This is a genomic window from Mycobacterium sp. HM-7, from assembly GCF_053852335.1.
In genome coordinates, this window is record NZ_CM132657.1 from 4,754,385 (window position 1) to 4,767,783 (window position 13,399).

At 67.5% G+C, this 13,399-nt stretch carries 12 protein-coding genes; 2 read left to right on the forward strand and 10 right to left on the reverse strand.

Translation table 11 applies throughout. The annotated features are described in order from the left end of the window. Positions 1–91: 91 nt before the first annotated feature. Genes ACWW1C_RS22885 through ACWW1C_RS22895 form a run of 3 tightly spaced genes read right to left on the reverse strand, consistent with a single transcriptional unit; the run spans position 92 to position 3,902 of the window. Positions 92–724, reverse strand: a complete 633-nt coding sequence (locus ACWW1C_RS22885) for an MBL fold metallo-hydrolase (protein WP_455980407.1) — start codon at positions 722–724, stop codon at positions 92–94. Next, the gene (locus ACWW1C_RS22890) at positions 721–1,806 is read right to left on the reverse strand and encodes an S-(hydroxymethyl)mycothiol dehydrogenase (protein WP_455980408.1); all 1,086 of its coding nucleotides are present in this window, start codon (positions 1,804–1,806) and stop codon (positions 721–723) included. The genes ACWW1C_RS22885 and ACWW1C_RS22890 overlap by 4 nt, the downstream gene beginning before the upstream one ends. Before the next feature lie 47 nt (positions 1,807–1,853). Then, complete coding sequence (locus tag ACWW1C_RS22895; protein WP_455980409.1) at positions 1,854–3,902, reverse strand: oxidoreductase; 2,049 nt, start codon at positions 3,900–3,902, stop codon at positions 1,854–1,856. A 164-nt stretch (positions 3,903–4,066) separates the two neighbouring features. On the opposite strand from ACWW1C_RS22895, the gene ACWW1C_RS22900 reads away from it, so the two are divergent. Together ACWW1C_RS22900 and ACWW1C_RS22905 are read left to right on the forward strand one after the other, a co-directional pair. After that, a complete protein-coding gene (locus ACWW1C_RS22900; protein ID WP_455980410.1) occupies positions 4,067–5,464 on the forward strand; it encodes an L-serine ammonia-lyase in 1,398 nt (465 codons plus the stop codon). Between the two features lie 27 nt (positions 5,465–5,491). Further along, entirely contained in the window at positions 5,492–5,731 is a 240-nt protein-coding gene (locus tag ACWW1C_RS22905) for a hypothetical protein (RefSeq protein ID WP_455980411.1), read from the forward strand. Here ACWW1C_RS22905 and glmM read toward each other — a convergent pair. From glmM to eat, 7 genes are all read right to left on the reverse strand, one after another. Further along, the gene (glmM, locus tag ACWW1C_RS22910; RefSeq protein WP_455980412.1) at positions 5,728–7,065 is read right to left on the reverse strand and encodes a phosphoglucosamine mutase; all 1,338 of its coding nucleotides are present in this window, start codon (positions 7,063–7,065) and stop codon (positions 5,728–5,730) included. The genes ACWW1C_RS22905 and glmM overlap by 4 nt on opposite strands. Before the next feature lie 87 nt (positions 7,066–7,152). Further along, on the reverse strand, positions 7,153–7,629 hold the full coding sequence (gene rpsI, locus ACWW1C_RS22915; RefSeq protein ID WP_455984400.1) for a 30S ribosomal protein S9: 477 nt from the start codon (positions 7,627–7,629) through the stop codon (positions 7,153–7,155). 11 nt (positions 7,630–7,640) lie between these two features. Then, a complete protein-coding gene (rplM, locus tag ACWW1C_RS22920; RefSeq protein WP_064859820.1) occupies positions 7,641–8,084 on the reverse strand; it encodes a 50S ribosomal protein L13 in 444 nt (147 codons plus the stop codon). 188 nt (positions 8,085–8,272) lie between these two features. After that, on the reverse strand, positions 8,273–9,547 hold the full coding sequence (locus ACWW1C_RS22925) for an HAD family hydrolase (protein ID WP_455984401.1): 1,275 nt from the start codon (positions 9,545–9,547) through the stop codon (positions 8,273–8,275). A 25-nt stretch (positions 9,548–9,572) separates the two neighbouring features. Continuing rightward, complete coding sequence (gene eutC, locus ACWW1C_RS22930) at positions 9,573–10,349, reverse strand: ethanolamine ammonia-lyase subunit EutC (RefSeq protein WP_455980413.1); 777 nt, start codon at positions 10,347–10,349, stop codon at positions 9,573–9,575. After that, entirely contained in the window at positions 10,346–11,755 is a 1,410-nt protein-coding gene (locus ACWW1C_RS22935) for an ethanolamine ammonia-lyase subunit EutB (protein WP_455980414.1), read from the reverse strand. Before ACWW1C_RS22935 ends, eutC begins: the two co-directional genes overlap by 4 nt. After that, positions 11,752–13,197, reverse strand: a complete 1,446-nt coding sequence (gene eat, locus ACWW1C_RS22940) for an ethanolamine permease (RefSeq protein ID WP_455980415.1) — start codon at positions 13,195–13,197, stop codon at positions 11,752–11,754. Before eat ends, ACWW1C_RS22935 begins: the two co-directional genes overlap by 4 nt. Between the last annotated feature and the right edge of the window lie 202 nt (positions 13,198–13,399).

The window sequence follows — 13,399 nt, forward strand, 5'->3', positions numbered from 1 at the left end:
TCGACACACAAATATGCGGCGGCAACTCAGCAGAGTTGCCGCCGCACAGTGCTTTTGATTCAGTGCCCGGCCGGATGGGCCACTTCCTTCGTCAGTGGCCGCGGGCGATCCATTCCGCCAGGTGCGGAGCCTCGGCACCGACCGTGGTGTGGTCACCATGGCCGGTGTGCACCCGGGTCTCCTCCGGCAGCGTCAGGATCGAATCCCGGATGGAGTCGATGATCGTCGGGAAATCGCTGTAGGACCGCCCGGTCGCACCGGGTCCGCCGTTGAACAGAGTGTCGCCGGAGAACAGCGCACCGGCCTCCGGCAGGTACAGGCACACCGACCCCGGCGAGTGCCCGGGCGTGTGGATGACCTCGATCTCGGTCCCCGCGACACCGACCCGCTGGCCGGCGTCGAGATTCCAGTACTTCTCGTCGGGATGGCTGGCCTTCCAGAGCATGTCGTCGCCCGGGTGCAGCAGGATCGGAGCATGCAACTCGTACGCCAGATCCGGGGCCACGGTCACGTGGTCGTTGTGCCCGTGGGTCACGACGACGGCCACCACGTTACGGCCGGCGACGGCGTCGATGATCTGGGGCGCGGTGTGGGCGGCGTCGACGATGACCACCTCGGAGTCATCGCCGATCACCCACACGTTGTTGTCGACGTCCCACGTCCCGCCGTCGAGGCTGAAGGTGCCCGAGGTGACGACGCGGTCGATGCGGAGCTGTCCACTCACAGCACGACCACCGAGCGCAGGACGTTGCCCGCGTGCATGGTGTGGAACGCGTCCTCGACCTCGTCGAGCTTGATTCGTTCGGAGACGAAGCGCTCCAACGGGATTCGCCCCTGTTGGTAGAGGTCGACGAGCATCGGGAAGTCGCGCTCGGGCAGGCAGTCGCCGTACCAGGAGGACTTCAGCGAGCCACCGCGGGAGAAGAAGTCGACGAGCGGCATCTCCAGCGTCATGTCCGGGGTGGGTACGCCCACGAGGACGACGGTGCCGGCGAGGTCACGGGCGTAGAACGCCTGCTTCCAGGTTTCCGGGCGACCGACGGCGTCGATCACGACGTCGGCACCGAATCCGCCGGTGAGTTCCTGCACCGCCTCGACGGTGTCGGTCTCGGCGGCGTTGACGGTGTGGGTGGCCCCGAGTTCCTTGGCCCACTCCAGCTTTCGCGGATCCCGGTCGACCGCGATGATCTTGCCGGCACCCGCCAGCCGGGCACCCATGACGGCAGCGTCGCCGACGCCACCACAACCGATCACGGCCACCGAGTCGCCACGGGAGACGTTGCCGGTGTTGACCGCCGCGCCCAGGCCGGCCATCACGCCGCAGCCCAGCAGGCCGACCACCGCCGGATCCGCGGTGGCGTCGACCTTGGTGCACTGCCCCGCGTGGACCAGCGTCTTGTCGGCGAACGCGCCGATGCCCAGCGCCGGGGTCAGCTCGGTGCCGTCCTCCAGCGTCATCTTCTGGGTGGCGTTGAACGTGTCGAAGCAGTACTGCGGACGACCGCGCTTGCACGCCCGGCACTGACCGCACACCGCGCGCCAGTTGAGGATCACGAAGTCGCCGACCGCCACCGATTCCACACCGGGCCCGACCTCTTCGACGATGCCGGCGGCCTCATGGCCGAGCAGGAACGGATACTCGTCGTTGATGCCGCCCTCACGGTAGGTCAGGTCCGTGTGGCAGACGCCGCACGCCTGGATGTTCACCACCACCTCGCCGGGGCCAGGGTCCGGGATCACGATGGTGGTGACTTCGACCGGTGCTCCCTTGGAGCGGGCGATGACACCTCGAACTTGCTGCGGCATAGAGATACTCCTTGTTTGGTCAGGGATGTTTCAGGGGACGTGGGTGATCAGAGAACGAGGCAGAGCCGGAACGCGTCGTAGATCGCGGCGTGGATGTTGCGGCTGGCGACGGCGTCACCGATCCGGAACAGCTGGTAGCCGCCGTCGGTGTTGCGGACGACGTCCTGCGGTTGCAGGTTGAGCAGGGCCTGCTGGTCGACTTCGCCGAGGTTGGTCGAGCCGGCGACGAGCCCGAAGTAGAGCTCGTCGGACGGCAGGGTGCCGTGTTCGACGACGACGTGGTCGACCATCCGCTGCCGGGTGGCGTGCGCATATTCGTTGTAGAGGTCCACTTCGAGCCGACCGTCCTTGCGGCGCACCGCGGTCAGCCGCTCGTTGAGCGTGACGTGTACGTCGTGCTCGGCGAAGACCTTGAAGTAGCCGGGGTAGTTCACGCCGCCGACGTCGGGCGCCAATGTCCGTTCGGGAGTGACGAACTCGAGGGCAACGCCGCTGCGGGCCAGCACCTCCGCGGCATCCAGTCCCGGGTGGCCACCGTTGTCGTCGTAGAGCATGACCTCGCCGCGCGGATGCACCGCACCGCATAACACATCCCAACCATCGGTGACCAGATTGGCTCCCTCGGTGAGGAATTCGGTGTTGGGGACACCGCCGGTGGCGACCACCACGATGTCGGGGTTCTCGGCCAGCACTTCGTCGACATCGACGTAGCGGTTGGTGCGGATGTCGACGTCGAGCAGCTTGCACTCGTCCAGCCGCCACTCGATGATGCTGATGAGATCGCGCCGGCGCGGCGACGAGGCCGCGATCCGGACCTGACCGCCGGCCACGTCGGCGGCCTCGAAGACGACGACGCGGTGGCCGCGCTCGCCGAGCACCCGGGCGGCCTCCAGGCCCGCCGGTCCCGCGCCGATGACCACCGCCGTGCGCGCCGGCCCGGTTGCCTTCGACACGCGATGTGGCAGCCGATCCTCGCGGCCGGTGGACGGATTGTGCACGCACTTGGCGTCGCGGTTCTGGTAGATCTCGTCGAGGCAGTAGGTCGCGCCGACGCAGGGACGAATGCGATCCTCCTCGCCCGCTTGGATTTTCGCGACGATGTGCGGATCAGCGATATGCGCGCGCGTCATGCCGACGAGGTCGAGCAGGCCGTCGCGGATCGCATGCCGCGCGGTGGCCACATCATTGATCCGGCTGGCATGCATGACCGGGATTCCGAGCTCCTTCTTGACCTGCCCGGCGAAGGACAGGTGCGGGGCGACCGGCGTACCCATCGGCGGGATCACGCGCGACAGCGCCTCGTCGCTCGCCATATAGCCCTTGATCACGCTGATGAAGTCGATGCCCTCGGGCACCAGGCGCTTGGCGATCTCGATGCCGTCTTCGTACTGCAGCCCGCCGGGCAGGTCCTCGTCGAGCGACATCCGGATGCCGACCGCGAAGTCCGGTCCGGCGGCCTCGCGCACCGCGCGAATCACCCTCAGCGGGAAGCGAAGTCGATCCTCCATGCTCCCCATGCCGTACTCGTCGTCGCGGTGGTTGGTCAGCGGCGACCAGAATGCATCGAGCAGATGGGTGTAGGCCTCGAGTTCGATACCGTCCAGGCCGGCCGCCCGGCACCGCGCGGTGGCGTCGGCGTAGGCCTTGACGATGCGGTCCATGTCCCATTCCTCGGCCACCTTGGGGAAGGACCGGTGGGCGGGCTCACGGATCGCCGACGGGTACACGACCGGCAGCCAGTCGCCGTCGTAATTGCTCGTGCGCCGGCCCAGGTGGGTGATCTGGCACATGACGGCGGCGCCATGCTCATGGACGCCGTAGGCCAGCTCGCTGAGCCAGGGCACGATCTCGTCCTTGTACACATGCAGATTGCCGAACGCGGACGGGCTGTCGGGCGCGACCACCGCGGAGCCGCCCATCATGGTCAGCGAGATGCCGCCCTTGGCCTTCTCCTCGTGATAGAGCCGGTAGCGGCGCTTGGGCATGCCATCTTCGGTGTAGGACGGCTCGTGCGATGTGCTCACCACGCGATTGCGCAGGGTCATGTTCTTCAGCCGGAAGGGCTGCAGGAGCGGATCGATGAGCTGATGCGCCATGGGCGAGTCCATTTCTTTCCGATGGTTCGGACGTGGTTCACACGGCGTCTGCGACCCCACAAGTACCGCTTGACCAGGTACAAATGCTGATCTACCGTATGTGACGTAACTAATATATCACTCGTCTATCAGCCCGTCTATGGACATCGAAAGGGGAAATTCCGATGACCATCAGCGTGTTCGACCTGTTCTCCGTCGGCATCGGTCCGTCGAGTTCACACACCGTCGGACCGATGCGGGCCGCCGCCCGCTTCGTCGACGATCTGCACACCATCGGCGCCTTCGGCGGTGCTGCCGGGGTGGCGGACGTCCGGGTCGACCTCTTCGGCTCACTGGCCGCTACCGGCGCCGGCCACGGCACCATGACCGCCATCCTGCTCGGACTCGAAGGCAACCGCCCCGAGGAGATCCGGACCGACATCATGGAACGGCGCGTCGAGGAGATGCGGGCCAGCGGCCACATCATGCTCGGTGGATTGCGGGCAATCGCGCTCGCCGAATCCGACATGATCCTGCGCCCGTTGACCGTACTGCCGTTCCATCCCAACGGCATGACGCTGACCGCACGCGATGCCCACGGTGCCGAGCTGCACAAGCAGACCTACTTCTCCATCGGCGGCGGGTTCGTCGTCACCGAGGCCGAAAGTCTGGAACCGGCCGCACGAGCCGTCACGGCCCAGACGCTGTCGTTTGACTCCGCCAAGGAACTGCTGGAACTCTGCCGCCAACGTGACTGCCGCGTCAGCGATCTCATGATGGCCGTCGAATGCGAGACCCGAACCGCCGACGAAGTCCGGGCGCGGCTGCTGCACATCCGCGACGTGATGGTCGAGTGCGAAGTGCGCGGCATCGCGCGCGACGGTTACCTACCCGGACCCATGCGAGTGCGCCGCCGCGCGAGAGACTGGTTCGAGCGTCTCAATGCCGAGGACTGGAACAAGCAGCCCGAGTTCGCCGAGGACTGGGTCAACCTCGTCGCACTGGCCGTCAACGAGGAGAACGCATCCGGCGGACGCGTCGTCACCGCTCCCACCAACGGCGCGGCAGGCATCGTGCCCGCGGTGATGCACTATGCCGTGCACTACACCCGGGCAGGCAAGCAGGATCCCGACGGCACCGCGGTGCGGTTTCTCCTGACCGCGGGAGCCATCGGTTCGCTCTACAAGGAGCGGGCGTCCATCTCCGGCGCCGAAGTCGGCTGCCAGGGCGAGGTTGGGTCCGCCGCATCGATGGCCGCCGGCGCACTCGCCGAAATCCTCGGTGGCACAACGGAACAGGTCGAAAACGCGGCCGAGATCGCGATGGAGCACAGCCTCGGACTCACCTGCGATCCCATCCAGGGGCTCGTCCAGGTTCCGTGCATCGAGCGCAACGCGATATCGGCCGGCAAGGCGATCAACGCGGCCCGCATGGCGCTGCGCGGCGACGGCGCCCATTACGTCTCGCTGGATCAGGTCATCGAGACCATGCGGACCACCGGCGCAGACATGCTGTCGAAGTACAAGGAAACCTCCACCGGCGGCCTCGCGGTCAACGTGCCGGTGAACTATGTCGAATGCTGAATCATGTTGCAGGAGAGGGAGACAACGATGCACCTTGATTGGTACGACCGCGGAATCCTCACCTTTGTGCTGGGCTGCGCATCGGGTGCCGAACCATCCAACGACGCGTCCCTGGCGCAATTCGGGATCACCACACCTCGGGTAATGCGTCGATTCGACGCCGTCCTCGATGCCGTGAGATCACATCAGTTCCCGCTCGATGACGCCGACCTGACGCTCGTGGATCAGGCGGCCGACTACCGCGACCACATGCCGCGCACCGGCTAGGGCTGGTCGCTCACCGACTCGGCCACCCGGAACGCCACCATCCGCGCGGTGTCCTCGTCGGCCGCCTCCACCATGACCCGGACCACCTGCTCGGTTCCGGAGGGCCGCAACAGAATTCGGCCGGTGTCGCCGAGTTCGGCCTCGGCCTCGGCGACTGCGGTCTGCACCGCCGGCGCCTGCGCGACCGTGGCTTTGTCGGCCACCTGGACGTTGATCAGCACCTGCGGCAGCGTCTGCATGGGCGCACACAAGGCGGCCAGCGACTCCCCCGTCTGCGCCATCCGCGACATCAGCCGCAAGCCGGTGACGATGCCGTCGCCGGTGGTACCCAGCTCGGGCATCACGATGTGGCCGGACTGCTCGCCGCCCAGCGAGAAGCGGCCCGCGCGTAGTTCTTCGAGCACGTACCGGTCGCCGACGCCGGTGGTGCGCACCTCAATGCCTGCCTCGCGCATGGCCAGGTGCAGACCGAGATTGCTCATCACCGTGGCCACCAACGTGTTCGAGACCAGCTCACCGGCGTCGCGCATGGCCAGCGCCAGCACCACCATGATCGCGTCACCATCGACCAGGGCGCCAGACGCATCGACGGCCAGACAGCGGTCGGCGTCACCGTCGTGGGCCAGACCCAGGTCGGCTCCGTGCTCGATGACGGCCTGCTGCAGCTGCGCCATGTGGGTGGAGCCGCAGCCGTCGTTGATGTTGAGGCCTGTCGGCTCGGCGTTGATCGCGATGACGGTCGCGCCCGCGGCCCGGTACGCCTGCGGTGCGGCCGTCGAGGCGGCGCCGTTCGCGCAGTCGACGACCACGGTCAGCCCGGCCAGCGGGGCGACCGCGGCCTTGGCGGCATGCGTGAGGTAGCGGTCCAGTGCGTCGGGGGCGTCGAGCACGCGGCCGATGCCGGCACCCGTCGGCCGGGTGCCTGGACCGGCGGCGACCAGTTCCGCGATGCGGTCCTCGGTGTCGTCGTCGAGCTTGTGTCCGCCGGTACCGAAAATCTTGATGCCGTTGTCCGGCATGGGGTTGTGCGAGGCGGAGATCATCACGCCGAGCTGCGCGTCGTACGAGGCCGTCAGGTAGGCCACCGCCGGGGTCGGCAGCACGCCAACCCGCAACACGTCGACGCCCTCGCTCGTGATGCCGGCGATGACCGCGGCCTCCAGCATCTCGCCGCTGGCCCGGGGGTCGCGTCCGACGACCGCGACGCAACGGCCGGCTCCCGAGGTCGAGCAGAGCCGACGAGCGGCGGCTGAACCCAGCGCCAGCGCCAACTCCGCGGTCAGATCACGGTTTGCGACGCCACGGACGCCATCGGTGCCGAACAGCCGACTCATGGACCTTCTTTCTCCAGCGATGCCCTCATGAAACGCCGAAGGCGGGCGTGTCCAGACTGCGACACGCCCGCCCACGAGCAGAAACGATCAGCGCTTGCTGTACTGAGGCGCCTTACGGGCCTTCTTGAGGCCGTACTTCTTGCGCTCGATGGCACGCGGGTCACGGGTCAGGAACCCGGCCTTCTTGAGTGCCGGACGATCCTCGGGCTGAACCAGGATCAGCGCACGGGCGATGGCCAGACGCAGCGCGCCGGCCTGACCCGAGGGGCCGCCACCGTCGAGGTGGGCGTAGATGTCCACCGTGTCGACGCGGTCGACGGTCACCAGCGGAGCCTTGATCAGCTGCTGGTGCACCTTGTTCGGGAAGTACTCCTCGAGCGAACGGCCGTCCAGGTTGAACTTGCCGGTGCCGGGCACCAGGCGAACGCGGACAACGGCTTCCTTGCGGCGGCCAACGGTCTGGATCGGGCGGTCGATGTAGACGGGCTCGCGGGGAGCCGACTCTTCGGTCGCCTCGAACTCAGGAGCCTCGGCAACTTCGGTCACCTCGGTCACTTCAGTCACGTCAACTTCAGTCACTGGGCCACCTGCTTGATCTCGAACGGAATCGGCTGCTGCGCGGCGTGCGGATGGTCGGGACCCGCGTACACCTTCAGCTTCTTCTGCACCTGGCGGGACAGCTTGTTGTGCGGGAGCATGCCGACGATCGCGTTCTCAACGGTGCGGGTCGGGTGCTTCACCAGCTGTTCGCCGATGGAGCGCTTGCTCAGACCGCCCGGGAAACCCGAGTGACGGTAAGCAAACTTGTCGGTGAGCTTCTTGCCCGACAGGGCAATCTTCTCGGCGTTGATGATGATGACGAAGTCACCTTCATCGGAATTGGGCGTGAACGTCGGCTTGTGCTTGCCGCGGAGCAGCTTGGCTGCTTCCACGGCGAGCCGGCCGAGCACCACGTCTTGGGCGTCGATGACGTACCACTTACGCGTGGTGTCACCCGCCTTCGGCGTGAATGTAGGCACAGCTATACCTCTTCTTCTCGGGTTGAGTCCCGGTGCTATCCGGGTGCCGGCCAAGTGCGCGACCTGGTATTTCCCGGCGACCGACGGTGACCCGGGAACCACTGGCCTGACGGCCTGCAGCGCACCAACGATGGAGCTTACCTGCGGGCGTCACCGCAGGTCAAAACGCGGGTGGCGGCCGCGAGGCCTCAGTACACCCGGTCCTGCTGATCGGGCACGACGCTGCCGTCCGGCCGGTGCAGCGGGGCTTTGACTCCCGACGGCTCGATGTACCCCTTGGTGGCGCAGGCGTACGGTCCGCCCTGCTTCTTCGGGTCGATGAACATCGGGTTGACCAGCCAGTTTCCGCCCGCGTTGTCGTAGGCCGTGCACATCAGCTCGGTCTTGTTCCGGTTGAGCACCAGGCGCAGCGCGGTCGCGTCGGTCAAGAACGTGACGTCGGTGTCGGAATCACCCGCGGCGAACGCGGCCCGCTTGGGCTCGGGCTGTTGATCGAACGCGGCCGGGCCGCTGACCCCGAACACCTCTTCGTTGACCCGGCAGCGCTTGCCCTCGATGTAGGTGATGGCCACTTCGCCGCCGCACGGCACCAGCCGCGCGGTCAGCACATCGCCGTCGTGCTCGGTCCGCACACCCATCACGTGATCGGCCGGGATCCCGAGCTCTTCGGCCCATACCCGGGCCACCGGCTCGGCCGAAGCCGAGATGATCCGCACGTCGAAACCGTTGGCGTGCAAGGTTTCCACCAGGTCGCGCATCTGCGGGTAGTAACGGACCCACCCGGTCTGCATGCCGCTGCCGACCTTCTGTTCGGTGCCCTCGGCGGCATCGAGGTTCTCCTTGCGGGCAGTCTGCGCGAACCCGATCACATCGGATTCGCGCCACCCCGCCTGCATCTGCGCCGCCCAGGCGTACGCCGGTTCCATGCGGCGCGCGTTGAACCCGGCGAATGCGGGCTCTCCCGCCGTCGTCTTGGCATCGGTGTAGATCGACACGAGTTCGTCGGCGCAAGCGGTGTCGGTGTCGGTCGGCATCGGCTGCCCCGGCTTGGCCGCGGCGCAGGCGCGACTCAAAGCCGATGCGGCCTGCGGCGTCAGGTAGGGGCTGGTGCCGACCCAGCTGCCGCCTGGGCCGTCTGCGGGGGCCCGCAACTTGCCGTTGCGCACCATCCAGAAGAACGTGGCGTCGCCGATGTCGTTCTTGACGATGGTGTTGTCCCAGTCGAACAACGCCAGCGGCGCACCGGCGGTCACCGAACCGGCGGCGCCGCAGGTGCCCAGTTTGGCGAGCATCGCGTCGATCCGATCCCGGTTGTCGCCGTACCAGGCCGAGTTCTGCGCCAGCGTCCGGCAGGAGGCCTTGCTGGTCGACGACTGTGCCGCCGGGGTGCTGTCGTTGCTGCTGCTGCAGCCGGACACGGCGAGGAGGCCGGCCAGCGCAGCGGCGGAGGCCAGTCGGGTCATGCGGGTCACGCTTCTCCTGTGGGTGTCAGGTGAGTTCGGCGGCGCCGGGCGCCTCGAGCGAGGTGTCGCGGGAGGTGTCTTTGAGGTCGACGCCGGAGCGGCCGAGGGCACGGGCACCGGACACCAGCCCCGCCGCGACCTTCGCGGCCTCGGTGTAGCCGAGCCCCTCGGGCGGGTGGATGTTCGAGATGCAGTTGCGGTCGGCGTCGGTGCGCCCCGGCATCGGCAGATGCGTCAGGTAGATACCCAGGCTGTCCGCGACGGACAGGCCGGGCCGCTCCCCGATGATGACCAGCAGGGTGCGCACCTTCGCCGCCGCGCCGACGTGGTCGCCGAGGGCCACGCGGGCCTGCGTCGCGATGACCGGCGGCGCCAGCGTGTAGTCGTCGCGCAGCACGGCCACCAGTTCGGTGAGGAGCGCCGGACCATGTTTGGCGAGCGCGTACGGCGAGAGTCCGTCGGCCAGCACGAACCCGATGTCCGCCGGGGTCTCCGGCACGTCCATGGGCTGGGCCGGGAGCCGGCCGAGGTCGGGACGGCGCAGGTACTCGCTGCGGGACTCGGCCTGGCTGGAAACCACAGCCGGTTCGCCGATGCCGATCTCCCGGACCCGCGCCGCGAGGGCTTCGACGTCGAGCGGCTCGTGCACGGCGTCGCGGGCCGCGGCATGGGCCGCGGCCAGTTCGAGGACCTCGCGGGTGGGCAGTGCGTTGCCGGCGCGGCCCAGCCCGATCCGGGCCTGGGTGGTCTTGCGGAGCTCGTCCCAAAACTCTTGGATTGCAAGATCTTCGGTCATCGTCATCCCGCCGCGGTGAGCGCCCGCAGCGCCGAGCGCTGCAGATCGAACTTGGTGAGCTTGCCAGCGTCGTCGGTCATCCCGACCTTCTTGAGCCAGGCGTCGAATTCCGGAGCCGGCTTCAAACCGAGGGTGCGACGGACGGCCACGACGTCGTGGAAGGACAGGCTCTGGTAGCCGAGCATGACGTCGTCGGCACCCGGCACCGTGATGACGAAGGCGCAGCCCGCCGCCGCCAGCAGCGTGAGGAGCGTGTCCATATCGTTCTGGTCGGCTTCGGCGTGGTTGGTGTAACAGACGTCGACGCCCATCGGCAGGCCGAGCAGCTTGCCGCAGAAGTGGTCCTCGAGCCCGGCCCGGATGATCTGCCGGCCGTCGTACAGGTACTCGGGTCCGATGAAGCCGACGACGGTGTTGACCAGCAGCGGGTCCAGAGCGCGGGCGACGCCGTAGGCGCGGGTTTCCAGGGTCTGCTGATCGACGGGCCGGCCGCCGGTACCGAGGTGGGCACCCGAGCTGAGCGCCGAGCCCTGCCCCGTCTCCAGGTACATGACGTTGTTGCCGACGGTGCCGCGGTTCAGGGACCGGCCGGCCTCGTTGCCTTCACGCAGCAGCGCCATGTCGACGCCGAAGGCCTTGTTGGCGCCCTCGGTACCCGCGACGGACTGGAACACCAGGTCCACCGGGGCGCCGGCCTCGATGAGGCCGATGGTGGTGGTGATGTGCGACAGCACGCAGGACTGCGCGGGGATGTCGTAGCGGCTGCGGATGTTGTCGAGCAGGTGCAGCAGGTCGGCGGTGGCCTGCGGCGAATCGGTGGCCGGGTTGATGCCGATGACAGCGTCGCCGCAGCCCATCAGCAGTCCGTCGAGCACGGCGGCGGCGATGCCGCGCGGATCGTCGGTCGGGTGGTTCGGCTGCAACCGGGTGGCCAGCGTGCCCGGCAGCCCGATGGTGCTGCGGAACGCCGCGTGCACCTGAGTGGCCGCGGTGACGGCGATCAGGTCCTGGTTCCGCATGATCTTCGAGACCGCTGCCGCCATCTCCGGCGTGATACCGGGTGCGACGGCCGCGATCTTCGTGGCGGCGTCGTCGCCGGCCACCGCGTCGAGCAGCCAGTCCCGGAAACCTCCCACCGTCAGGTGGGAGATTTCGGAAAACGCCTGCTGGTCATGGGAATCCATGATCAGGCGGGTGACCTCGTCGGTCTCGTAGGGCACCACCGCGTCGTTGAGGAAGGTGTCCAGCGGAAGCTCGGCCAGCGCCCACGCCGCGGCAGCCCGTTCGGCGTCGCTCCGGGCCGCGCACCCGGCGAGTTCATCACCGGAGCGCAGCGGCGTGGCCTTGGCCATCAAGTCCACAAGCCCGTCGAAGGTGTAGTTCACCCCCGAAACCCGCTGGTGGTACTTCATTTCAGCTCGTCCTCGGCTTCTGCGAGCATCGCGAACTCTTCATCAGGAGAGTTTGCCACCAAACGGTGCCGGCTGTAGACCGCGAAGTAGAGCATGAAGGCGCAGAACACCAGGAGGCACAGCCCCGCGGCGACCGGGTTCACCAGGAAGGTCGCGATGACCGCGACGACGGCGATGACGAGAGCGAACGACGTGGTCGCGATGCCGCCCGGGGTGCGGTAGGGCCGCGGCATGTTGGGCTCACGACGGCGCAGCACAATGTGGCTCACCATCATCAGCACGTAGCTCACGGCAGCGCCGAAGACGGCCATGTTCAGCAGCAGGTCGCCCTTGCCGGTCAGCGACAGCAGGAAGCCGATGACGCCGGGGACGATGAGCGCCAGCGTCGGCGCCTTGCGCGAGTTGGTCACCGACAGCTGGGTCGGCAGGTAGCCCGCCCGGGACAGGGCGAACAGCTGGCGGGAGTACGCGTAGATGATCGAGAAGAAGCTCGCGATGAGGCCGGCCAGGCCGATGTAGTTGACCAGCTTGGCGCCGGTGCCGGACCCGAGGGCCTCGACCAGCGGGTTGCCCGAGGCCGACATCTGTTGGGCGCCACCGACACCCGTGGTGAGGAACAGCACGACGGCGCAGGTGACCAGCAGGATCGCCATCGCCGCGATGATGCCGCGGGGCACGTTCTTCTCCGGGTTGGCGGTCTCCTCGGCGGCCAGCGGCACGCCCTCGATGGCCAGGAAGAACCAGATCGCGAACGGGATGGCCGCCCAGATGCCCAGGTAACCGTGCGGCAGCACCATGGATGATCCGGCCGCTCCGGTGTCCACCACGATGTTGGTCAGGTTGGCCATGTCGAATTGCCCGATGGCACAGACCGCGAAGATCACCAGGCCCAGCAGCGCGATGGCGGTGATCACGAACATCACCTTGAGCGCCTCACCGACACCGGAGAGGTGGATGCCGATGAAGAGGGCATAGGCCGCCAGATATACCCACCAGCCGTTGTGAATTCCGAAGAGTCCCAACGATTCCACATACGCGCCGATGAACGTCGCGATGGCCGCCGGGGCGATCGAGTACTCGATCAGGATCGCGGTGCCGGTGGCGAAGCCGCCCCATGGGCCGAGGGCGCGGCGGGCGAAGGTGTAGCCGCCGCCCGCGGCGGGCAGTGCCGAGGACAGCTCGGCCATACCGAGCACCAGAGCCAGGTACATGCCGGCGATGATCACGGCAGCGATGGCCAGGCCACCGAAACCGCCTTGTGCCAGACCGAAATTCCAGCCGGAGTAGTCGCCGGACACCACGTAGCTGACACCGAGGCCGGCGAGCAGCAGCCAGCCGGCCGTGCCCTTCTTCAGCTGCCGCTTCGCGAGATATTCGTTGCTCTCGACGTGCTCTTCGACACCGCGAGCGGAGTGCTCACTGGGTGGGTTGGTGATGGACACTGGAAACTCCTGAAAATGGGATGGCTGATGCCGAACTGGCCTGCCCCCAGGAGTCGTCTGGTGCTGGCCTTGATCATTATGTCGCCGAACGTATTTGAGATACGCCGACCGGAGAATAGAAGCGAGCGCCCGCGCATTCGGGGGGTACGCGGGCGCTCGCGGTTCGTGGGAGCTACGCGCTTCGTTTGCTCGCGCGCAGGCT